Below are 22242 nucleotides of genomic sequence, written 5' to 3'. Positions count from 1 at the left end.
CCTTATGCTTGGCTGCACCGCCGCCACCTGACCTGGGAGCTTTTCGGGACGCATGCGACACATCTGGAAGTCATTTCGCTCGCTGTATTTCGCCGCCCTCATGATGCTGATCGGCTCCGGCCTGCTCAGCACCTACCTTGCCCTGCGCCTGGCTGCCGAAAATGTCGACAGCCTGTGGGTGGGTGCACTGATGGCCGCCAACTATTTCGGCCTGGCCCTGGGCGGCAAGGTCGGCCACCGGCTGATCGCCCGTGTCGGGCATATTCGCGCCTATGCGACCTGCGCCGGTATCGTCGGTGCGGCAGTGCTCGGCCATGGCCTGACCAGTTGGCTGCCCGCCTGGATCGGGCTGCGCATGATCGTCGGCCTCGGCATGATGTGCCAGTACATGGTCATCGAAAGCTGGCTTAACGAGCAGGCCGACGCCAAGCACCGCGGTGCGGTGTTCAGCTGCTACATGATCGCCTCTTACCTGGGGCTGGTGCTTGGCCAGTTGATCCTGGTGGTGCACCCGCAGCTTGGCCCGGAACTGCTGATGCTGGTGGCCATGTGCTTTGCCCTGTGCCTGGTGCCAGTGGCCATGACCCGGCGCATTCACCCGGCGGCCTTGCGCCCGGCGCCGATGGACCCGAAGTTTTTCATCAAGCGAGTGCCGCAGTCGTTGTCGACGGTGTTGGGTGCAGGGCTGATCGTGGGGTCTTTCTACGGCTTGGCGCCGGTGTATGCAGCCAGCCAGGGGCTTAGCACCGAACAGATCGGTCTGTTCATGGGTAGCTGCATTTTTGCAGGCCTGGTGGTGCAGTGGCCGCTGGGTTGGCTGTCGGACCGCTATGACCGTGCGGTGCTGATCCGCAGCGTGGCCATTGGCCTGGCCCTGGCCTCGGCGCCCTTGGCGATTCTGCCTGGCGTGCCGCTCGAACTGCTGTTCGGCATTGGCTTTGTCATCTCGCTGCTGCAGTTCTGCCTGTATCCGCTGGCCGTGGCGTTTTCCAATGACCACGTCGAAAGCGAGCGGCGTGTATCACTGACCGCGATGCTGTTGGTGACCTACGGGGTAGGCGCCTGTATCGGGCCGTTGGCTGCGGGTGTGCTGATGAAGCTGCTGGGCGCGCAGATGCTCTATGCATTCTTTGTGTGTTTTGCGCTGGTGTTGGTGTGGCGTATCCGGCCCAAGGCCGTTACCGGCCTGCACCAGGTGCAGGATGCCCCGCTTGGGCACGTGGCGATGCCTGCTGCCGGTTCGCCGCTGTCGGCGGCGCTTGACCCGCGGGTGGATGAACAGACCGTGCAGGACGTGATGCAGGCGCCGGTGGCGGCTGAAGATACGGAAGAAGAGGCGCAAGAGGCTGGTGAGGTTGCGTCTGCGCAAGACCCGCAGCGCAGCTAGTTGCAGGCCGGTGATGATGGGCGCAGGTAAGAAGCAAGGCTATCGCGGGGCAAGCCCGCTCCCACAATGGTTGCCACTAGGGCCAGGTGTGGGGCGGGGTTGATCGGTGATGGGGTGGAGCGAACGGCGATCAATAATCGTCTTTGTCGAACCGGCGCGCTTCGCGCTGCAGCTGGTACACGAAGCTCTCGATCTTGCGCTGCGCCTGGCCGCTGAGGTTATGGAAGCGCACGCCGGCAAACGTGGTGTTGATGCGTTCTTCAAAATGCAGGTGGCGCAGTTCGACCATGGTGTCGGAAAGGCCCAGCGGGTTGGCCGCCTTGAAGTTCTCATACACCTGGCCCAGTTGCAGGCGGTGCTCGATATTGCCTTCGAAGCGCAGTTTGCAGCCGGTGGCCGAGATATCCAGCAGCTTGCCGCGTACAGCACCATCGCCCTTGAGGTAGGTGCCGTCGATGGCCACATCGACCAGTTGCGAAAGCTTGAGTGCAGCGCGGAATGCATTACGGCGCTGGTGGTAGACCACTTCTTCCGGCAGCGGGCCGCGGTAGCAGCGGTGGCCGTCGATCTCGGTGATGGTCAGCGGGGTGTTGCTCTCCCAGGCGATGCGCACACCGTCATGGAAGCCTTCGACGCGAAACGGCTCGCCGTTCTCGATGAATTTTTCGCCATCGCGGGGGATCATTTCGTCAAGCGCCACCACACCGGTGTCGCGGTCGACGTGCACCACGTAGCTCTGGAACCGTTGACTGCGCTCAGGGAAGCTGATGATCAGCGGGTCGTGGCTTTCCAGCAACTGGCGCAGGTTGGCCGCAATCTCCAAAGGGGTACTGAGCACCTTCGGTGGCTGGGGGGCATCGGTCTCATTGAACACGGGTAATCAATCTCCAGGCAAAAGCTACACACGCAAGAAAGGCATTTTGCCAGTATGTTCCGTGCCTTGAATACTATTAATCACACTTGGCTGAGGGCCCGGGGCTTGGCCATCGGCGAGGTGGCGCCACGGCTGTCGTACAGCGACGGAGAATCGCCACCGTTGAGGATGCGGATCTGGTTGGCCGTGGCGTTCTGCTGCATCTGGATAATCCGCCCGTTGGTCTCGTTGACCTTCTGGCAGGCATCCATCAGCTGCGTCAGCACGTCGAGCTGCTGCATGATCAGTTCGCCATTGGGCGACTGCGCCGCGACTGCCTGCACACCGGCACGATCAGCACTTAGGCCGAGGCTGGTGAGCACGTGGTTGCGGCGCTGCCCCTGCTGTTCGAGCAACACGATCAATGACTGTTTGCGTGCCAGGATCTGCTCCAGCACGGGCATGTCGCGGCCATGCAGCGCCACTGCTTCCTTTTGTAGAAGGTCGAGCAGTTCGTGCGTGGGGGCGATGTCGTCTTCGATCAGTTGCAGCAGGGTTGTGTCGTGCATGGCTAACTCTTGGCTATGTTGCGTCCTTGAAGTCAGCGCGCCGGAGCGTTAGCGCTGCGCTTCGAATTGGAGCAGTTTACCGGCGACCCGGCCGGCATCGACCTGGTAGCTGCCGTCTGCGATGGCCTGCTTCAACTCGGCCACGCGGGCGCTGTTGACGGTAGGCTGGTCGCGCAGCTTATCGCTGATCTTTTGCAACTGCTGAGCCTCTTGGCTGAAATGAACCGTTTCGCCGCTTTCGCTGGCGCGCACTGGCGTTTCACCAGTTGGCGCGGCTTTCTCGCTGCTGCCGTTGGCGGCAGTGCCACGCACGCCGCCTGCAACCGACGGAGAATTATTCAAACGACTGAAGTCGATGACCATGATCAGAACCTCTGGGTATTTGGACGCATGCCTTGTTTTCGGCCAACCCGAAACAAACTTTAGGCGCGAATACGCGACCGCTTGTCTGCTCGCATGCATGACCCGATTTCTGACCTAGTTTAGGGGGCGCGGTTCCGCCCCGCCAGTCTTCTGTCGTTTGCCGGCATCTGTTTGCCGGCCAGTGGTTACATTGACACCTCGACCTGGCCCGGCCCGGTCACCCGCGCCTTGACTACACGTTTTGAATTGAGATTGCGCACACGGATCTGCTCCTGCAGCCCGCCCTTGGTCAGGGCCTCGCCTGGCATGCGTACGCTCAGGCTGCCGCTGCGGGCAATGATTACCACCTGGTCACCTTTGCGAACTACTTCGGCCTGCTCCAGGTGAACTTGGGTCAGCACTTGGTCGACCACCACCGGGCGAATCAGCTTCATGCCCAGGGCCTGGTCCAGTTGGGTCAGATACCCAGGCCCCAGGGTGCCGACATCGCGCTCACGCAGGCCTACGTCGGCATCGCTGATCACGCTTTCGCGGCGCAGCGGGCGGGTCATTACCACCACGTCGCGCAGCAGCCGCACCTGGGCCGGGACAAACACCGTCCATGGCGAGCTGCCATCGCAACGCACCTTCACCGTGACTCGCCCCAAAGGCGTGGTGCTTTCCAGGGACGCGTCAAGTTGCTGGCTACACTGCGGCATGCGCAGGCGCGGGTCGAGGTTGTTCACCTGGATCTCGTAACGGCCTTGGGTCTGGGTGGTCGCCAGATAATCTTCGACTGTGAATTCAAGAAACCCTTGGGTGACACCGATAAGCTGTTCAGGCAAGGTGAACGCGTCCGCCTGCGGCTGAAGGCCAGGCGCTACTACGCACAGCGCGGCAAGCGAGCCGGTCAGCCAGTGCGTCAGTCGTCGGGAAAATGTCGTTTTCGTGTACATGGTGCTCAAAAAAGCAATCCCCGTGCCGACTTGGTACGCAGGCAATCGTTGAAGGAGTCCGGCATGGCTGGAGTAATGGATTCGGTCAACCAGCGCACACAGCTGGTGGGGCAGAATCGCCTGGAGCTGCTGTTGTTTCGCCTCAATGGCGACCAGCTCTATGGCATCAATGTATTCAAGGTCCGCGAGGTGCTGCAGTGCCCGGCGCTGACCTTGCTGCCCAAGGCGCACCCTGTGGTGCGTGGGGTGGCCAACATTCGCGGGGCGACCATTCCGATTCTGGACCTGTCGATGGCCACCGGCTTGCCGGGCCTGCGTGAAGAACTGCGCAACAGTTTCGTGATCATCACCGAGTACAACACCAAGACCCAAGGCTTCCTGGTGCATTCGGTGGAGCGCATCGTCAACATGAACTGGGAAGAGATCCACCCGCCACCCAAGGGTACCGGGCGTGACCATTACTTGACGGCAGTCACTCGGGTCGATAACCGCATGGTTGAAATTATCGACGTGGAAAAAGTGCTTGCCGAGGTTTCGCCGTCGTCACAACAGGTCTCGGCCGGTGTGGTGGATGCCGAGGTTGCCGACAAGGCGGTGTTGCTGCGGGTACTGACGGTCGACGATTCGTCGGTGGCGCGCAAGCAGGTCAGCCGTTGTCTGCAAACGGTCGGCGTGGAGGTGGTGGCGCTGAACGACGGTCGCCAGGCGCTGGACTACCTGCGCAAGCTGGTCGATGAAGGCAAACGGCCAGAAGACGAGTTTTTGATGATGATTTCCGACATTGAAATGCCGGAAATGGACGGCTATACCCTCACATCAGAGATTCGTAGCGATCCACGCATGCAAAAACTGCACATCTGCCTGCATACTTCGCTGTCCGGGGTATTCAACCAGGCGATGGTGAAAAAGGTCGGGGCTGATGACTTCCTGGCCAAGTTCAGGCCGGACGACCTTGCCCAACGGGTAGTCGACCGGATCAAGGCAACTCATTGAAACAGCCGGGGCTCGCCCCGGCGTTAGCGAATAGAAAGAGGCGGCAGCTGTGTCTACGGGTAATTTGGATTTCGAACAGTTCCGGGTCTTCCTGGAAAAAGCCTGTGGCATCCTGCTGGGCGAGAATAAGCAGTATCTGGTCTCCAGCCGTCTCAACAAGCTGATGGAGCAACAGGGTATCAAGTCGTTGGGTGAACTGGTGCAGCGCATCCAGACCCAACCGCGCAGCGGTTTGCGCGAGCAGGTGGTCGACGCCATGACCACCAACGAAACCCTGTGGTTCCGCGACAGCTATCCATTCGAAGTGCTCAAGAACAAGGTCATCCCCGAGTTCATCAAGGGCAACCCAGGCCAGCGCCTGCGTATCTGGTCGGCGGCGTGCTCGTCCGGCCAGGAGCCTTACTCCATCTCGATGACCATCGATGAGTTCGAGCGCGGCAACCTCGGGCAGCTGAAAATGGGCGCGCAGATCGTTGCCACCGACTTGTCTGGCTTGATGCTCAACAACTGCAAGACTGGCGAATACGACAGCCTTGCCATTGCACGGGGCTTGTCCCAGGAGCGCCTGCAGCGCTATTTCGACCCGAAAGGGCCGGGCCGCTGGGCGATCAAGGCGCCGATCCGCAACCGCGTCGAGTTCCGTTCCTTCAACCTGCTCGACAGCTACGCATCGCTCGGCAAATTCGACATCGTGTTCTGCCGCAACGTGCTGATCTACTTCTCGGCCCAGGTCAAGAAGGACATCCTCATGCGCATTCACAGCACCCTCAAGCCGGGCGGCTACCTGTTCCTGGGGGCTTCCGAGGCGCTGAATGGGCTGCCGGACCATTATCAGATGGTGCAGTGCAGCCCAGGCATCATCTACCAGGCCAAGTAAGGCGGGTGGGTGGTAGAAAGAGGCCGGTATCGAAAGATGCCGGCCTTTTTTGTTGTTTTTCCCTAGGTTCCCGAGCAGGCCTGTGCCGGCCTCATCGCAGGCTATCGCCAGCTCCCACAAAGACCGTGCTCAGCCTCGATGCTGATGGCCAGCACCGAACCCGTGGGAGCTGGCGATAGCCTGCGATGAGGCCGGCACAGGCTTGCCGCTAACCCCGCCGCAACCCACGTCAATTTTTTGTTTTGCCGCTGTTGCCGCCTGGCAATTGCCGCTTGCCTGCGCCAAGGCGGAAGCGCTTTGCCGCTTTTCTGGCAGCCGGCAAACCCCAATACCCAGCGCAGCCCGCAGATTCCGGGCTTTGGTGAAAGTGGCACAGCCCTTGCTAAAGCTTTGCCAACGAAATTCCGGTCAACCTCTGAAGGTTTCCCAGACATGAGCATCAGCTTCGACAAAGCCCTTGGCATCCACGAAAAGGCATTGGGCTTCCGCGCCCAGCGCGCCGAGGTGCTGGCCAACAACATTGCCAACGCCGACACGCCTAACTACAAGGCGCGTGACATGGACTTTTCCTCCGTGCTCGCCGCCGAGGCGGACAAGCAGCAAAAAGGTCGCATCGCCCTGGATCGCACCAACACCCGGCACATCGAAGCCGAAGGCCTGGCCATGGCTGACGACACCCTGAAGTTCCGTACCCCGACCCAGCCGTCGGTGGACCAGAACACCGTCGATGCGCATATCGAGCAGTCCAACTACACCGAAAACGCCATCGGCTTCCAGGCCAGCTTCACCTTGCTCAACAGCAAATTCAAAGGGCTGGTCTCAGCCCTGCGCGGAGAATAAGCATGTCCCTGTCCAGTGTCTTCAACATCGCCGGCAGCGGCATGAGCGCGCAAAACACCCGCCTCAACACCGTTGCCTCCAACATCGCCAACGCCGAGACCGTCTCGTCGAGCATCGACCAGACCTACCGTGCCCGCCACCCGGTATTCGCCACCACCTTCCAGAACGCGCAAGCAGGCCAGTCGCTGTTCGAAGAGCAGGGTGAAGCGGGGCAGGGCGTGCAGGTGAAGGGCATCATCGAGGACCAGAGCAATCTGGAAGCCCGTTACGAGCCCAACCACCCGGCGGCGAACAAGGACGGCTACGTCTACTACCCCAACGTCAATGTGGTCGAGGAGATGGCTGACATGATCTCCGCCAGCCGTGCGTTCCAGACCAACGCCGAGCTGATGAACACCGCCAAGGCCATGATGCAGAAAGTTCTGACCCTGGGTCAGTGATAAGGAATCCGAACCATGGCAACGACTTCTACCAGCGGTGTAAACCTCAACGACGTGATCGCCTCCTCAGGCGTGAGCTCCGGTAACGCCGCCAACAAGAAAAGCCTCAGCGGTACCAACGACAACAGCACCCTGGGCAAGGATGCGTTCCTGCAGTTGCTGGTTACCCAGATGCAGCACCAGAACCCGCTCGATCCGCAGGACAACGGCGAGTTCGTGGCCCAGCTTGCGCAGTTCAGCAGCCTCGAAGGCATCACCTCGCTGAACGAGTCGGTGACCAACATCGCCAGCGCCATGGCGTCGTCCCAGGCGTTGCAGGCCTCGTCCCTGGTCGGGCGCTCGGTGATCGTGCAGAACACCAAGGCGGTGGTCGATACCGCCGAAAGCTTCAACGCCCAGTTTGTCGTGCCGCAGGCCATCAACGAGGCCAAGGTCACTGTCACCGACAAGGACGGCAACACCGTCAAGACCATCGAGTTGGGCGAGCAGAAAGCCGGCTACGCGGACTTTATCTGGGACGGCACCAACGCCAAGGGCGAGAAGGTCGCGCCGGGTACCTACACCTTTACCGCCACCACCACGGTGGACGGCAAGTCGGTGCAGATGAACACCCTGCTGCCGGCCAAGGTCACCAGTGTCAGCTTCAACACCACCGGCGAGATGGTTCTCAACCTCGCAGGTGTGGGCAAGGTTTCCCTGTCCGACGTACAAACAATCGGTATCTAAGGCCGACAGAACGGCAAAAGGAGCAACAGCATGTCTTTCAATATCGGCCTTAGCGGTCTGTACGCAGCCAACAAGCAACTCGACGTTACCGGCAACAACATCGCCAACGTCAACACCACTGGTTTCAAGTCCTCGCGTGCCGAGTTCGCCGATGTGTACGCCGGCGCCAACCGTCTGGGCGTGGGCAAGAACCAGGTCGGTAACGGCGTGCGCCTGGCTGCGGTTTCCCAGCAGTTCAGCCAGGGTGACGTGAACAACACCGGCAACGTGCTGGACATGGGTATCCAGGGGCAGGGCTACTTCATCCTGTCCGACAACGGCGCGCAGGTTTACACCCGTGCCGGTGCGTTCCAGAACAACAAGGACAACTTCGTCGTTACCTCCGACGGCTTGCGCCTGCAGGGCTATGCGGCTGATGAAAATGGCAACATCAAGAAGGGCATCCTGACCGACCTGAAGATCGACACTTCGGCGCTGGCGCCTAAGGCTACCACCCTGATCGACCAGGGCATCAACCTGAACTCCGAAGCCGACATCATTGCCCTGCCGATCATCCCGACGCCTACTCCTCCGGCAGATGCGGGTGGCCCGGCGTTCGACCCTTCGGACGACACGACCTACACCAAGTCGTTCCCGACCAAGGTGTACGACAGCCAGGGTAACGAGCACACCATGGAGCAGTTCTATCGCAAGACCGGCACCAATGAGTGGACCATGTACACCCTGGTCGACGGCCGCAACCCGCTCGACCCGACCAGCACCGACCCGCTGGAAGGTACTATCAAGTTCAAGTCCGACGGCAGCGTGCTGTCGATGGCTGCCGAAGCGGTGACCCCAGCTACCGCGTGGTCGGTGACCAACAACACCTTCACGCTCAAGGGCTGGATCCCGGCGGCCAAGGATGCTACCGGCAACTGGGCGTCGAACGGTTCGGCTGCGGCCACTGACGGCATGCGCTTGTCGATGAACAGCACCACCTCGTACAACACCGAGACCGCGCGTATGTCGCAGTCCCAGGATGGCTACGCCACCGGTATCCTGTCGAGCCTGTCGATCGACTCCACCGGCGTGATGTTCGCAAGCTTCAGCAACCAGCAGTCGCGGGCCATTGGTCAGGTAGCGCTGGCGAGCTTCGCCAATGACCAGGGCCTGCAGCAGGTCGGTGGTACCCGCTGGACCGAGACCTTTGCTTCGGGCATTCCGGGCATCGATTCGCCGAAGACCGGCACCCTGGGCAGTGTCGAGTCCAACTCGCTGGAAGCTTCCAACGTCAACCTGACCGCAGAGCTGGTCGAGCTGATCAAGGCGCAGAGCAACTACCAGGCCAACGCCAAGACCATTTCCACTGAAAGCACCATCATGCAGACCATCATTCAGATGACCTGATGTTGGTTGGCTGAGCGGGACTGGACGAACCCCTTCCCTGAAGGGGTTCGTCATTTTTGCAGGAGCGCTTATGAAAAAGCTGCTGGTCATGCTGCTGGCTGTGTTCGGCCTTTATCAGGCGCAGGCGGCTATGGCGCCTTGGTGGCGCTGGGAAAGCCAGGCCGATGGGCGCTTGGTGTGCGCGCAGTGGGCGCCGGGGGAGGGCTGGAAGAAGTTTGCCGGGCCCTTTAACAATGCCGGTTGCCGGGACTTGAACAACTGAATCTCCCCCGGCTGTCGATCCGGGCTTTGTGTGTAGGAGCGGCCTTGCGTCGCGAAAGGGCTGCGCAGCAGCCCCAGGATCTCGGGTTCATGCACAATCGCCGGGGCTGCTTGGCAGCCCTTTCGCGACGCAAGGCCGCTCCTACGAGGGATCGCGTCGCGTGGGGGCTGTATTGCCGCAAGCGGCAACCCAGCGCCGGTTATCCGGCACGCTACGCCCGAGCTTATCGACGCAAAGCCCGTATCCACGGGCTTTTTCAAGTTTTTCAAAAGTTGGTTCGGAACTTGCTTTGTAGCCTGCATAGCAGCGGCGAGCGGCAATCGAACGCCAGTGCAGCGGAGGAAGACTGTGGACAAGATGCTTTACGTGGCCATGACCGGCGCCAGCCAGAACGCGCTGGCGCAGAAGGCCCATGCCAACAACCTGGCGAACGTTACTACCAACGGTTTCCAGCGTGACCTGGAGCAGGCGCGCTCGATGCCGGTATTCGGCGACAGCTTTCCGTCGCGCGCCTTCGCCATGACCGAGCGTCCCGCCACCGACTTCAGTGAAGGGCCGATGATCGAAACCGGCCGTGACCTCGACGTCGCCGTCGGCGGCCACGGCTTCATCGCCGTGCAGGCGCCCGATGGCAGCGAAGCCTATGTGCGCACCGGCAGCCTGAACATTGACGCCCTTGGCGTGCTGCGTACCGGCAATGGCATGCCGGTCATGGGCAACGGTGGCCCGATTGCCATTCCGCCTGAGCAAAAGGTCGAAGTGGGCGCTGACGGCACCATCAGCATCCGTTCGATGGGCGAAGACCCGCGGGTGATGGCCGAGGTCGACCGCATCAAGCTGGTCAACCCCGACATCAAGACCATGACCAAAGGCCCTGACGGCCTGATCCACACCCAAAGCGGCCAGGCGGCACCGGCTGACGGCACAGTGCGCGTCGTGTCGGGCTTCCTGCAAGGCAGCAACGTCAACGCCGTTGAAGAAATGACTTCGGTACTGGCGTTGTCGCGTCAGTTCGAGCTGCACGTAAAGATGATGAGCGCTGCCAAAGAAGGCGATGAAGCCATGGCGCGTGTTTTGCAAATCGGCTAACCACACTTGAACGGGTGCCGTAAAACAGGCGCACGAGGAGAATACTGATGCTTCCGGCTCTTTGGGTCGCTAAAACCGGCCTGTCCGCCCAGGACACCAACCTGACCGTCATTTCCAACAACCTGGCCAACGTCTCGACCACCGGCTTCAAGCGTGACCGTGCCGAGTTCCAGGACTTGCTCTACCAGATCAAGCGCCAGCCAGGTGCGCAGTCCACCCAGGACAGCGAGCTGCCTTCGGGCCTGCAGGTCGGTACCGGTGTGCGTGTCGTCGGCACCCAGAAAAACTTCCAGACCGGCAGCCTGCAAACCACCGAGAACCCGCTGGACCTGGCCGTCAATGGCCGTGGTTTCTTCCAGGTTCTGCAGCCGGACGGCACTGTTTCCTACACCCGTGACGGTACTTTCCACCTGAACTCCGATGGCCAGGTCGTGACCGTCAATGGTTTTGCCCTGGAACCTGCGATCGTCGTACCGAACGATGCCAAGACCTTCACCGTCGGCCAGGACGGTACCGTGTCGATCACCACCGCCGGCAACCCGGCCTCCCAGGTGATCGGCAACCTGCAGACCGCTGACTTCATCAACCCGGCCGGCCTGCAGGCGATCGGCGACAACCTGTTCCTGGAAACCGCAGCCAGCGGCGCGCCGCAGGTCGGTACCCCGGGCCTGAACGGTTTCGGCACCACGCTGCAGCAGACCCTGGAAAACTCCAACGTGAGCACCGTGGAAGAGCTGGTCAACATGATCACCACCCAGCGTGCCTACGAGATGAACTCCAAGGTCATCTCCGCCGCTGACAAGATGATGTCGTTCGTCACCCAGCAGCTGTAAGCCAAACTCAGTAACACCGTGAGGTATGTCATGAAGCGTCTGTTGTTCGTTTTCGCCCTGGGGGGGGCGGTGTCGCTGGCCGGTTGCGTCGCGCCGACGCCCAAGCCCAACGACCCGTACTATGCGCCGGTTCTGCCGCGCACCCCGTTGCCGGCGGCGGCCAACAACGGTTCGATCTACCAGTCCGGTTTCGAGCAGAGCCTGTACACCGACCGCAAGGCGTTCCGGGTCGGTGACATCATCACCATTACCCTGAACGAGCGCACCTCGGCCAGCAAGAACGCAGGCTCGCAGATCGCCAAGGACAGCAAGGCCAATATCGGCCTGACGTCGTTGTTCGGTGCCATCCCCAACACCAACAACCCGTTGGGCAGCGGCGACCTGACGCTCGATGCCGGTTACGAAGGCACCCGGGCGACCAAGGGCGCAAGCTCGGCGTCCCAGGGCAACACCCTGACCGGCTCGATTACCGTGACCGTGGCCGAAGTGCTGCCTAACGGCATCATCGCCGTACGCGGCGAAAAGTGGATGACGCTGAACACCGGTGAAGAGCTGGTGCGTATCGCTGGCATGATTCGCGCCGACGATATCTCCACCGACAACACCGTGCCGTCCACCCGGGTTGCCGATGCGCGCATTACCTATTCGGGGACCGGCTCGTTCGCCGATGCCAGCCAGCCTGGTTGGTTCGACCGCTTCTTCCTCAGCCCGCTCTGGCCCTTCTGAGTACGGATGACCATGTTCAACGCTAGACGGTTGATTGCCGCGACACTGCTACTGATCTGCGCCTTCGCAGCCCATGCCGAGCGGCTGAAGGATATCGCCAGTATTTCTGGCGTACGGTCCAACCAGCTGATCGGCTACGGCCTGGTGGTGGGCCTGAACGGCACCGGCGACCAGACCACGCAGACCCCGTTCACCCTGCAGACCTTCAACAACATGCTGTCGCAGTTCGGCATCAAGGTGCCGGCCGGCTCCGGCAACGTGCAGTTGAAGAACGTCGCGGCGGTGTCGGTGCATGCGGACCTGCCGGCGTTCGCCAAGCCGGGCCAGGTGGTCGATATCACCGTGTCCTCCATCGGTAACTCCAAGAGCCTGCGCGGCGGTAGCCTGTTGATGACCCCGCTCAAGGGTATCGACGGCAACGTCTACGCCATCGCCCAAGGCAACCTGGTGGTGGGCGGCTTCGATGCCGAGGGCCGTGACGGTTCGAAGATCACCGTCAACGTTCCGTCGGCAGGCCGTATTCCTGGCGGTGCCAGCGTCGAGCGAGCGGTGCCGAGCGGTTTCAACCAGGGCAACAGCCTGACCTTGAACCTCAATCGCCCGGACTTCACCACTGCCAAGCGCATCGTCGACAAGGTCAACGAACTGCTTGGCCCAGGTGTCGCCCAGGCCATGGACGGGGGTTCGGTGCGGGTCAGTGCGCCGATGGACCCAAGCCAGCGCGTCGATTACCTGTCGATCCTGGAGAACCTGGAGATCGACCCAGGCCAGGCCGTGGCCAAGGTCATCATCAACTCGCGTACCGGCACCATCGTCATTGGCCAGAACGTCAAGGTGTCGCCGGCAGCGGTGACCCACGGCAGCCTGACCGTGACCATTACCGAAGACCCGATTGTCAGCCAGCCTGGCCCGTTCTCCAATGGCGAGACGGCCGTGGTGCCACGCTCGCGGGTCAATGCCGAGCAGGAAACCAAGCCGATGTTCAAGTTCGGCCCTGGCACCACGCTGGATGAAATCGTCCGTGCCGTGAACCAGGTGGGCGCAGCCCCCGGTGACCTGATGGCAATCCTCGAAGCCCTGAAGCAGGCCGGCGCGTTGCAAGCCGACCTGATCGTGATCTGAGGACCCGCCATGGACTCCAAGAGCCTGATTTCCGGCAAGCCCGACAGCGGCGCCTACACCGACCTCAACCGCTTGAGCTCGCTCAAGCTTGGCGACCGCGACAGCGACGCCAACGTGCGCAAGGTCGCCCAGGAATTCGAGTCGCTGTTCGTCAGCGAAATGCTCAAGGCCTCTCGCAAGGCCACCGACGAGCTTGCCGACGAAGACAGTGTGTCGAACAGCTCCTCGGTCAAACAGTACCGCGACATGTATGACCAGCAGCTGGCCGTCAGCATGTCCCGCGAGGGCGGCGGTATTGGCCTGCAGGACGTGCTGGTGCGCCAGCTGTCGAAAAACAAGGCGGCGCCGCCTAATACCAGCCCGTTCCCGCGCATTGAAGGTGCGGCGCCGGCGCTGTGGGGCACCAAGGTGGTCGATGCGGCCAACCTTGCACAGAACGGCAACCACCGCAATGACGTGGCGGCGCTCAACTCGCGGCGCCTGGCGCTGCCGGGCAAGCTCACCGACCGTCTGCTGGCCGGGATCGTGCCCTCTACCGCCACCAACACCGCCCCCGTGCCGGCCCGTGAAGGGCAGCCGTTGGTCAACGGTGTGGCCAAGGGTGACTGGGAGCCGGCGCAGGCGTTTGCCGCCGGTAGCGATGGCACGCGCATCCTTGGGCGCGCCGTGGCCCAGCCACCGTTGGCACCGAAAAAATCCTTCGCCGGCAGCGACGAGTTCGTTGCCACCATGCTGCCGATGGCCGAGCAAGCCGCCAAGCGTATTGGCGTCGACCCACGCTACCTGGTCGCCCAGGCAGCGCTGGAAACCGGTTGGGGCAAGTCGGTCATGCGCAACAGCGATGGTTCCAGCAGTCACAACCTGTTTGGCATCAAGGCCACCGGCAATTGGCAGGGTGGCGAGGCACGGGCGATTACCAGCGAGTTCCGTGATGGCCAGTTCGTCAAGGAGACCGCAGCGTTCCGTTCCTACGATTCGTACCAGGACAGCTTCCACGACCTGGTCAGCCTGTTGCAGAACAACTCGCGCTATCAAGAAGCGGTGAAGTCTGCCGATAAACCAGAACAGTTTGTGCGAGAGCTGCAAAAGGCGGGGTATGCCACCGACCCGAACTACGCCAGCAAGATCTCGCAGATCGCAAGACAGATGAAGTCGTACGAGAGCTACGCGTCGCTCGGTACCACAACGAAACTTTAAGGGCTTGAACCATGGCGAGTTTACTAAACATTGGTATGTCGGGGCTTGGCGCCGCGCAGTCGGGGCTTTACACCCTCGGTAACAACCTTGCCAACGCCGATGTCGACAGTTATTCGCGCCAGCAGAACGTGCAGAAGACCAAGGGCGGTCAGCAGGCCGGCCAGGTGTTCATTGGCTCCGGCACCACGCTCGCCGACGTGCGCCGTGTGTACAACTCGTTCCTTGAGAACCAGCTGCGCACCACCACCGCGCTGTCGGCCGATGCCACCAGCTACCTGAACCAGATCGCCCCGCTGGATACCGCCCTGTCCAGCGCCGATACCGGCATTACCGCTGCCCTGCAAAGCTTCTTCAGTGCCCTGCAGGACGCCTCGGCCAAGCCGACCGAAGACGCCTCGCGCCAGCTGCTGCTGACCAGCGCGCAGTCGCTGTCCAAGCGCTTCAACACCTTGTCGTCGCAGTTGAACCAGCAGAACGACAACGTCAACAGCAACATGGCATCGCTGGCTACTCAGGTGAACAACCTGACCAAGACCATCGCTGACCTGAACGGCCAGATTTCCAAGATGTCGGCCATTACCGGCCAGCCCAACGACCTGCTCGACCAGCGCGATGGTGCGGTGCGCGAGCTGTCCAAGCTGATCGGCGCCGATGTCGTCGAGCAGAAGAACGGCAACTACGACGTCTACCTGAAAAACGGCCAGGCGCTGGTGCTGGGCAACACCACCCAAACCATCGGCGTTGCCGCCAGCAGCACCGACCCGACGCGCATGAGCCTGATCCTCAACCGCGGCTCGACGCAGATGGACATTACCAACGGCACCACTGGCGGCGAGCTGGGCGGGTTGATCCGTTACCGCAAGGAAACCCTGGACCCTGCGCTGAACGAGCTGGGCCGTGTGGCACTGGTAGTGGCCGATGCCATCAACAGCCAGCTGGCGCAAGGTATCGACAAGAACGGCGAGTTCGGTGCCAGCCTGTTTGCTGACATCAACAGCGACAAGGCCATCGCCGGGCGCAGCATTGCCAAGTCGGGCAACAGCGCAGGCTCCGGCAACCTCGATGTGACCATCAAGAATACCGGCAAGCTCAGCACCAGCGACTACCAGGTGACCTTCACCAGCGCCACCGGCTACAACGTGCGCAAGCTGCCTGATGGCACCGACATGGGCACCTTCGACCTGAGCACCACCCCGCCACCTGTGATCGACGGCTTCAGCCTGTCGCTCAATGGCGGCGGCTTGAGCGCCGGCGACAGCTTCAAGATCACCCCAACGCGCAACGCGGCTGCCAACATTGACGCCACCCTGACCGACCCCAAGCGTCTGGCCATGGCCGCGCCGTTGAGCGCTATCAGCGCCTCGGGCAACAAGGGTACCGGTGCCATTACCCAGCCGAACCTGACGTCGCTGGTGAATATCTACGACTCCACCCAGAGCAGCGACCTGCAAAAGGGCTTGAAGTATTCCACGCCCGTCAAGCTGGTGTTTGCCGACGACACCGCCTCGCCGCAGGCGTACACGATGTATGACGCTCAAGGTAACAGCATCGGCAGCGGCACCATCGTGCCGGGGCAGGACAACACGCTGAAACTGTCGGTACCGATGGTCGATGCCAGCGGCAACCCGATCACCGAAGCCGACGGCGTCACCCAGAAGACCTTCAGCTTTGAAATGAACGTGGCCGGCGCGCCGAAGACTGGTGACAGCTTCACCGTCTCGATGACCGCCTCTGGTTCTGCCGACAACCGCAATGCACAGTCGGTTATCGACCTGCAGACCAAGTCCACCGTCGATGTGAACGCCAACGGCAAGGGCATCAGCTTCACCGATGCCTACGCCAAGCTGGTGTCCAATGTCGGCGGCAAGACCGGCCAGGCGCAAATGGACAGCGATGCCACCACCGCCTTGCACAAGTCGGCCGAAGATTCGCGCAACGGCTTGTCGGGCGTGTCGGTTGACGAAGAAACCGGCAACCTCATCAAGTTTCAGCAGTACTACACGGCGTCGTCGCAGATCATCAAGGCGGCCCAGGAAACTTTCGCCACCCTGATCAATAGCCTTTAAGGAGTCGTAGATCGTGAGCGTACGCATCTCTACTGCACAGTTCTACAACACCAACAGCAGCAACTACACGAACAACTTCGCCAAGTTGGACAAGACTCGGCAGGAGTCCAGCGATGGCATTCGCGTGCGTACTGCGGCCGATGACCCGGTCGCAGCCGCCCGCCTGCTGCAGCTTGAGCAGCAGCAGAACATGCTCAAGCAGTACAGCGGCAACATCACCAGCGTGCGCAACTCGCTGGGCAGCGCCGAAAGCACCCTGAACTCCATCGGCAACATTTTGCAGAAGGTCAACGAACTGGCGATCAGCTCCGGCAACGCCGGCTTCACCGACGCTGACCGCAAGGCCAACGCCGACGAGCTCGGAGAGTTGGAGGAGCAGCTGTTCTCGCTGATGAACAGCAAGGACGAGAACGGCAAGTACCTGTTCTCCGGTTCCAAGGGCGACACTCAGCCCTACGTGCGCAACGCCGATGGTACCTACACTTACCAGGGCGACCAGACCCAGCTCAAACTGCAGGTGGGTGACGCACTGTCGCTGGCGGCCAACGAAACCGGCTACTCGGCGTTCGAGCAGGCGCTGAACACCAGCCGCAGCCAGACCAGCCTGACCGCACCGGCTGTCGATGACGGCCGTGTCAGCCTGTCCAATGGCCAGGTTTCCGGCAGCTCGGTTTACAACGATCGCTTCCGCGGTGGCGAGCCCTACAGCATCGAATTCACCAGCAGCACCGAATTCAAGATCACCGACGCCAGCGGCACCGACGTCACCTTGGAAGCTACCCAGGGCGGCAAGTTCGACCCAAGCGGCAGCAACACCGAGATTTCCTTTCGCGGCGTCGATCTGCGCCTGAATATCAGCTTCCAGGCGGGCGACTCGGCCAACCCGGATGCCGCCATCGCCGGCCACACCTTCAGCCTGACGTCCAAGCCTGACGAAATCACCGGCACCCGCAGCCCGGGCAACGCTTCGTCCAGCCAGGTCAGCGGTGCAACCATCACCGACCCGGTCGCCTACAAAGCGGCGTTCCCGGAAGGTGCGGTGCTCAAGTTCACCAGCGCCACCGACTACGAACTGTACGCCTCGCCGGTTTCGGCTGACAGCCGCCCGGTTGCCAGCGGTACCTTGGTCGGCAACAGCGCAACCGCCATGGGTGTGCAGATCGACCTGACCGGGCCTGCAGCAGCTGGTGACGCCTACGCAATCAAAGTCGATACCCACCAGAACCAGAATATTCTCGATACCGTCAGCAAGCTGCGGACTGCGCTGAAGACGCCGATCGACAGTGATCCGGTGGCCAAGCAGAACTTCAAGGCTTCGCTGGATTCGGCCATTGGCAACATCTCCAGTGCCAGCAATCAGTTGACCTCCTCGATCAGCTCAATCGGTGGCCGTGGCCAGGCGCTGGATGTCCAGGCCGAAACCAACGAAGCGTTGAGCAACGAGAACAGCCTGACGCAGAAATCCCTGCGCGAAAGCGATCAGGCCGAAGTGCTGTTGCGTCTGCAGATGCAGACCAACATGCTGCAAGCCTCGTTGCAGGCCTATGCCAAGGTTGCAGGGCTGTCACTGATTAACTACATCTGACAGCGGCTGTTACTTAGTCTGATATGCGCCGCCACCTTAAGGTGCGGCGCATTTTTTTTTCAAGGTCGTTAACGTGAACGCAAACCCACTGGTCAGCATTGTCATTCCTGCCTACAACCCGCGCTTCTTTGCGATGGCCCTACAGAGCGCTCTGGGTCAGAGCTGCACCGATCTTGAGGTGCTGGTGTGCGATGACAGTGAAGGCGATGAGATCGAATCTATCGTCAGTGCGGTAGAGGGGGAGTCACGCGCGCGCTTACGCTATGTACGCAACGCCCGGCGCCTGGGCTTTGTCGCCAACCTTGTGCAGGGGGTTTCGTTGGCCAGAGGCACGCTGGTCAAGATCCTGTGTGATGATGATCGACTGTTTGCGCGTTGCGTAGAACTGCAGGCCGAGGCCCTGCAGGGGCACGCAGAGGTCGGGCTGGTCCTGTCGCAGCGCGTATTCTGCGACGAAAACAATTTCATGCTGCCTATGCGTTTGGCAAATACGCGTTTCGCAGTGGTCGACAGCTTGTTCAAGGGCGAGGACATGCTTGCCCTGCTCGATGGCCGGCCGGTCAATTTCCTTGGAAACTTCTCGGCGGCGCTTATGCGCCGCGATCAGGTAGTGGAGTGGCTCACGGCGCTGACCGGTGAGGGTGCGGCGTTCGTAGCGCTGCTGGATCTGGCGCTGTTCGCCTGCCTGATGCGGCGCAGCAACATGATCATGCTCAGTGAGCCGGGGTTGATAGAGCGCCTGCATCCGCAAAGGCTGAGTAAGCAGGACCAAGTCATTCGCGGTTTGCCTCAAGAGTGGCGATGGTTGCTGCAGATGCTCGCCGCACGCAGTGGTGAGCCTGCGCCAGCCAGTGGCTGGGTGCGCTATGTCACGCTGGACCAAGCCGGCCAGCCGCGTGCGTGGCAGGAATTGTGCCTTGCAAGAGTCGTCAGCAATTGGCAGACGCGTCTTGACGGGAGAATTGGCAGCGATTGTGAAAGCTACGCTGAGCTTTACCAGCAGTGGTTGGCGGTGCGCCGCTTCAGTGATGTTCAGCGCGCCTTGCTGCCGCAAACTGTCGCCACCTGGCCGCAGCAGCCGCGCATTGTCCCGGTGGTGCTGGATCTTGAAGGTGACGCCCTGGCGTTGACGCGGACGTTGGACAGCCTGGCTGCCCAGCTCTATCCGGTGCACGCGTGTGTGGTGCTGGGCGAACACGCTCCCGACACCAGGCTGCGGCTTATTCAGTACCCCCTGCAGCAGCAATGGGCTCAGCAGCTCAATCAGGTGGTCGCCTCGCTGGGTGATACAGATTGGATCTACCTCCTGCGCGCCGGTGACTCGGTAGATGAAGCGGCCGTGCTGTTGCTTGCTGAGCGCGTTGCGGTTTTCCCTGGGCTTGCATGTGTGTATAGCGATGAAGGGGCCTGGATTGAGGGGGAGGCAGGCGAGCCGGTGTTCAAGCCCGACTTCAATCTCGACCTGCTGCGCAGCTACCCCTACGTCGGACGAACGCTGGCATTTGCCCGAGAGGCGGTGCTGGACATGGGTGGGTTTGATGGTCATTTTGCAGAGCTGGCTCCGCACGACCTGCTATGGCGCTTGGTCGAAAAGCGCGGGCCACAGGTGGTCGAGCATATTGCCGAGATCCAGGTGCAATCTGCGTTGAGCTTCGCGCAATGGCTGTCGTTGCCGGAGGTCATCGCGCAGAGCGAGCCGGTGGTGGCCGCGCATTTGACTCGTTTGGGAGTAGATCACCGGATCCATCACGACCATCTTGCCGTGCTAAATCGTGTGGAATATGTGCACCAGGGCTCGCCGCTGGTGTCAATCATCATAACGACCAGCTGTGAACTTGCCGACTTGCAGGCCTGCGTCCAGAGCATCCTGGAGCATGGTTCTTCTGCAGGCTGCGAGCTACTGCTGGTGGCTGACGGGCAGGTTGGGCTCGATACACTAGCCTGGCTGCGAGCAATGGCTGAACTGGGTGCGCAGTCGCTTCAGGTTGTGATGCTGAACGGCAGCCATTTGCGTGTGCAACAGATTGAAGCGGCGGCGGCCCGGGCTCGCGGAGAATATCTGCTGCTGCTGGATGCTTCGCTGCGCGTGGTTCAGGGCAACTGGTTAGCTGAGCTGCTGCAGCATGCCCGTCGGCCTGAGGTGGCGATAGTCGGTGGAAAACTGGTCGATTCCCGCGAGCGGGTGGTTGAGGCTGGCAGGGTACTGGGCGTATCAAGTGTCGCCGGCCGCGCGTTTGCTGGTGAAGACATGCACGCCCGTGGCTACCTTCAGCGCTTGCAGGTGGTGCAAAACTGGAGTGCCGTAGGTGGTGACTGCCTTATGGTACGCAAGGCGGTATTCGACGAATTAGGCGGCTTTGGTGCGCAGGCCCTTGGTCAGGGTCTGGCGGAGCTTGACCTGTGTTTGCGCGCCGGGCAGCTCGGGTATCTGGTGGTGGGTACCCCGTATTCGCTGTTGTTCAAGGTTGACGGTTGTACTTCGCCCGCGGAGTTTAGCCAGGAACAGCTCATTGAGCAGCAACAGGTGTTCTGTGAGCGTTGGTTGCCCAAGGTGGCTCGCGACCCCGCTTACAACCCCAGCCTCGGGCTGACACTTGCAGACTTCAGCATTGAACCAAGCCTGCGTGGGAGCTGGAACCCGCTATGTGCACGCGCATTGCCCGCGATCCTGGGGTTGCCAATCAATGACAGTGCCGTAGGCCATTACCGCGTCAGCGAGCCATTCGGGCAGTTGGAGTCTGCTGGCCGTGCTGTGGGCCGTATTGCCTACGAGTCGCCAAGTATTGTGCAACTGGCGCGTATGGATCCGGATGTAATCATCCTGCAACTGCGCCATAGCGACGACTCGGTGCGCGATCTCGAACGTATTGCCCGATTCTCCAATGCCCGGCGTGTTTTCGAGATTGACGACTATGTCCTGAGCGCACCGAAGAAGAATACCCACGCACGTAACAAGCCGCTCGACATCGAGCAGCACCTGCGCCGTGGTATAGGGCTGTGCGACCGGGTGGTGGTGACGACGCAGGCGTTGGCCAATGCATTGTCAGATATGCATGGCGATATCCGCGTGGTGCCAAACATGTTGGCACCGCACCTATGGGCCAGTCTGCCGCCAGGCCGCCGTGGCGTATCGAGCAAGCCACGGGTAGGTTGGGGCGGGGGCACCAGCCACAGCGGCGACCTGGAAATCATCGCCGACGTGGTGCGCGAGCTTGCGGGTGAAGTGGAGTGGGTATTCTTCGGTATGTGCCCCGAGGCGCTCAAGCCGTATATCCATGAGTACCACCCAGGGGTGGGTTTGCAGGCCTATCCGGCCAAGCTTGCCAGCCTCAACCTGGACCTTGCCTTGGCGCCGCTGGAGTTCCACATCTTCAACGACTGCAAGAGCAACCTGCGCCTGCTTGAGTACGGCGCCTGTGGTTACCCGACCATTTGCACCGACACCGAGGCTTACCGCGGCTACCTGCCATGTACGCGGGTTTACAGCAACAGTACCGAGGAGTGGCTGCAGGCGATTCGCTCGCACCTGAGCGACCCGGCGGCCAGCTACCGCATGGGCGATGAGTTGCGTGAGGCGGTGATGCGCGACTTCGTGTTGCGCGAGGATAACCTGCGGCATTGGGAGTGGGGTTGGTTGGCTGACTGATCCCACTGTGGATGCTGCCGGCCTCATCGCAGGCTGGCGCCAGCTCTCATAGAACAAACGCTAACTAACTGATTTACATCGAAACGTGGGAGCGGGCTTGCTCGGAATGCCGAACCACCGCGATAGCGATAGCACTGCCAGCATCGCATCGCGGGGCAAGCCCGCTCCCACGTTGCCCAGTTCTCTGCGCGGTAGCGCAGCCCGGAAGGGCTGGGTGATCTCCCGCAGGAATCTGGGCCAGACTTCAATATCGCAGCCGTGCGCGGTCTTTGTGGGAGATTCTATGGTTTTGTACAAACCTGTTCCCGCCAGACACATCTCCTTGTGGCGAGCTCCTTTGTGGCGAG

Annotated in this window: 20 protein-coding genes; 16 read left to right on the top strand and 4 right to left on the bottom strand. The window is 61.3% G+C overall.

The window, feature by feature from the left end; translation table 11 throughout:
• The first annotated feature begins 52 nt into the window (after positions 1-52).
• Entirely contained in the window at positions 53-1387 is a 1335-nt protein-coding gene (locus HU720_RS12300) for an MFS transporter (RefSeq protein WP_186520203.1), read from the top strand.
• Between the two features lie 130 nt (positions 1388-1517).
• On the opposite strand, the gene HU720_RS12295 is transcribed toward HU720_RS12300, so the two are convergent.
• The 4 genes from HU720_RS12295 to flgA form a co-directional block, all read right to left on the bottom strand.
• Positions 1518-2261, bottom strand: a complete 744-nt coding sequence (locus HU720_RS12295; protein WP_186520202.1) for a flagellar brake protein — start codon at positions 2259-2261, stop codon at positions 1518-1520.
• Positions 2262-2341: 80 nt separating this feature from the next.
• Entirely contained in the window at positions 2342-2809 is a 468-nt protein-coding gene (locus HU720_RS12290; RefSeq protein WP_186520201.1) for a flagellar protein FlgN, read from the bottom strand.
• Between the two features lie 48 nt (positions 2810-2857).
• The gene (flgM, locus tag HU720_RS12285) at positions 2858-3172 is read right to left on the bottom strand and encodes a flagellar biosynthesis anti-sigma factor FlgM (RefSeq protein ID WP_186520219.1); all 315 of its coding nucleotides are present in this window, start codon (positions 3170-3172) and stop codon (positions 2858-2860) included.
• Between the two features lie 185 nt (positions 3173-3357).
• Entirely contained in the window at positions 3358-4107 is a 750-nt protein-coding gene (gene flgA / locus HU720_RS12280) for a flagellar basal body P-ring formation chaperone FlgA (protein WP_186520200.1), read from the bottom strand.
• Positions 4108-4170: 63 nt separating this feature from the next.
• On the opposite strand from flgA, the gene HU720_RS12275 reads away from it, so the two are divergent.
• From HU720_RS12275 to HU720_RS12205, 15 genes are all read left to right on the top strand, one after another.
• Complete coding sequence (locus tag HU720_RS12275) at positions 4171-5100, top strand: chemotaxis protein CheV (RefSeq protein ID WP_186520199.1); 930 nt, start codon at positions 4171-4173, stop codon at positions 5098-5100.
• A gap of 49 nt (positions 5101-5149) precedes the next feature.
• Complete coding sequence (cheR, locus tag HU720_RS12270) at positions 5150-5977, top strand: protein-glutamate O-methyltransferase CheR (protein WP_186520198.1); 828 nt, start codon at positions 5150-5152, stop codon at positions 5975-5977.
• A 432-nt stretch (positions 5978-6409) separates the two neighbouring features.
• Positions 6410-6817: a flagellar basal body rod protein FlgB gene (flgB, locus tag HU720_RS12265; protein ID WP_186520197.1), complete on the top strand. Its 408-nt coding sequence runs from the start codon at positions 6410-6412 to the stop codon at positions 6815-6817.
• A gap of 2 nt (positions 6818-6819) precedes the next feature.
• Complete coding sequence (gene flgC / locus HU720_RS12260; protein ID WP_186520196.1) at positions 6820-7257, top strand: flagellar basal body rod protein FlgC; 438 nt, start codon at positions 6820-6822, stop codon at positions 7255-7257.
• 15 nt (positions 7258-7272) lie between these two features.
• Entirely contained in the window at positions 7273-7983 is a 711-nt protein-coding gene (flgD, locus tag HU720_RS12255) for a flagellar hook assembly protein FlgD (protein ID WP_186520195.1), read from the top strand.
• Between the two features lie 30 nt (positions 7984-8013).
• On the top strand, positions 8014-9369 hold the full coding sequence (gene flgE, locus HU720_RS12250) for a flagellar hook protein FlgE (protein ID WP_186520194.1): 1356 nt from the start codon (positions 8014-8016) through the stop codon (positions 9367-9369).
• A gap of 70 nt (positions 9370-9439) precedes the next feature.
• Positions 9440-9631: a hypothetical protein gene (locus HU720_RS12245; RefSeq protein WP_186520193.1), complete on the top strand. Its 192-nt coding sequence runs from the start codon at positions 9440-9442 to the stop codon at positions 9629-9631.
• 348 nt (positions 9632-9979) lie between these two features.
• The gene (locus HU720_RS12240; protein WP_186520192.1) at positions 9980-10720 is read left to right on the top strand and encodes a flagellar basal body rod protein FlgF; all 741 of its coding nucleotides are present in this window, start codon (positions 9980-9982) and stop codon (positions 10718-10720) included.
• 47 nt (positions 10721-10767) lie between these two features.
• A complete protein-coding gene (flgG, locus tag HU720_RS12235) occupies positions 10768-11553 on the top strand; it encodes a flagellar basal-body rod protein FlgG (protein ID WP_186520191.1) in 786 nt (261 codons plus the stop codon).
• A 30-nt stretch (positions 11554-11583) separates the two neighbouring features.
• Entirely contained in the window at positions 11584-12279 is a 696-nt protein-coding gene (gene flgH / locus HU720_RS12230; protein ID WP_186520190.1) for a flagellar basal body L-ring protein FlgH, read from the top strand.
• 6 nt (positions 12280-12285) lie between these two features.
• Entirely contained in the window at positions 12286-13401 is a 1116-nt protein-coding gene (locus HU720_RS12225) for a flagellar basal body P-ring protein FlgI (RefSeq protein ID WP_186520189.1), read from the top strand.
• 9 nt (positions 13402-13410) lie between these two features.
• Complete coding sequence (gene flgJ, locus HU720_RS12220) at positions 13411-14598, top strand: flagellar assembly peptidoglycan hydrolase FlgJ (RefSeq protein WP_186520188.1); 1188 nt, start codon at positions 13411-13413, stop codon at positions 14596-14598.
• Between the two features lie 11 nt (positions 14599-14609).
• Positions 14610-16664 (top strand): flagellar hook-associated protein FlgK, encoded by a 2055-nt coding sequence (gene flgK, locus HU720_RS12215; protein ID WP_186520187.1) that lies wholly within the window; start codon positions 14610-14612, stop codon positions 16662-16664.
• 13 nt (positions 16665-16677) lie between these two features.
• On the top strand, positions 16678-18249 hold the full coding sequence (locus HU720_RS12210) for a flagellar hook-associated protein 3 (protein ID WP_186520186.1): 1572 nt from the start codon (positions 16678-16680) through the stop codon (positions 18247-18249).
• Positions 18250-18322: 73 nt separating this feature from the next.
• Positions 18323-21895, top strand: a complete 3573-nt coding sequence (locus tag HU720_RS12205) for a glycosyltransferase (protein WP_186520185.1) — start codon at positions 18323-18325, stop codon at positions 21893-21895.
• Positions 21896-22242: the final 347 nt, after the last annotated feature.

This window comes from Pseudomonas sp. SWRI51 (assembly GCF_014268825.1).
In the GTDB taxonomy this organism is placed as follows: Bacteria; Pseudomonadota; Gammaproteobacteria; order Pseudomonadales; family Pseudomonadaceae; genus Aquipseudomonas; species Aquipseudomonas farsensis.
Note: the sequence above shows the minus strand (reverse complement) of the source record. Positions and strands in the feature narration are given on the sequence as shown.

Bases quoted from the DNA above. Each gene is read 5' to 3' on its own strand.
- HU720_RS12300 (WP_186520203.1), top strand. From the start codon at position 53: ATGCGACACATCTGGAAGTCATTTCGCTCGCTGTATTTCGCCGCCCTC.
- HU720_RS12290 (WP_186520201.1), bottom strand. From the start codon at position 2,809: ATGCACGACACAACCCTGCTGCAACTGATCGAAGACGACATCGCCCCC.
- flgM (WP_186520219.1), bottom strand. From the start codon at position 3,172: ATGGTCATCGACTTCAGTCGTTTGAATAATTCTCCGTCGGTTGCAGGC.
- flgA (WP_186520200.1), bottom strand. From the start codon at position 4,107: ATGTACACGAAAACGACATTTTCCCGACGACTGACGCACTGGCTGACC.
- HU720_RS12275 (WP_186520199.1), top strand. From the start codon at position 4,171: ATGGCTGGAGTAATGGATTCGGTCAACCAGCGCACACAGCTGGTGGGG.
- flgB (WP_186520197.1), top strand. From the start codon at position 6,410: ATGAGCATCAGCTTCGACAAAGCCCTTGGCATCCACGAAAAGGCATTG.
- flgC (WP_186520196.1), top strand. From the start codon at position 6,820: ATGTCCCTGTCCAGTGTCTTCAACATCGCCGGCAGCGGCATGAGCGCG.
- flgD (WP_186520195.1), top strand. From the start codon at position 7,273: ATGGCAACGACTTCTACCAGCGGTGTAAACCTCAACGACGTGATCGCC.
- flgE (WP_186520194.1), top strand. From the start codon at position 8,014: ATGTCTTTCAATATCGGCCTTAGCGGTCTGTACGCAGCCAACAAGCAA.
- HU720_RS12245 (WP_186520193.1), top strand. From the start codon at position 9,440: ATGAAAAAGCTGCTGGTCATGCTGCTGGCTGTGTTCGGCCTTTATCAG.
- flgG (WP_186520191.1), top strand. From the start codon at position 10,768: ATGCTTCCGGCTCTTTGGGTCGCTAAAACCGGCCTGTCCGCCCAGGAC.
- flgH (WP_186520190.1), top strand. From the start codon at position 11,584: ATGAAGCGTCTGTTGTTCGTTTTCGCCCTGGGGGGGGCGGTGTCGCTG.
- HU720_RS12225 (WP_186520189.1), top strand. From the start codon at position 12,286: ATGACCATGTTCAACGCTAGACGGTTGATTGCCGCGACACTGCTACTG.
- flgJ (WP_186520188.1), top strand. From the start codon at position 13,411: ATGGACTCCAAGAGCCTGATTTCCGGCAAGCCCGACAGCGGCGCCTAC.
- flgK (WP_186520187.1), top strand. From the start codon at position 14,610: ATGGCGAGTTTACTAAACATTGGTATGTCGGGGCTTGGCGCCGCGCAG.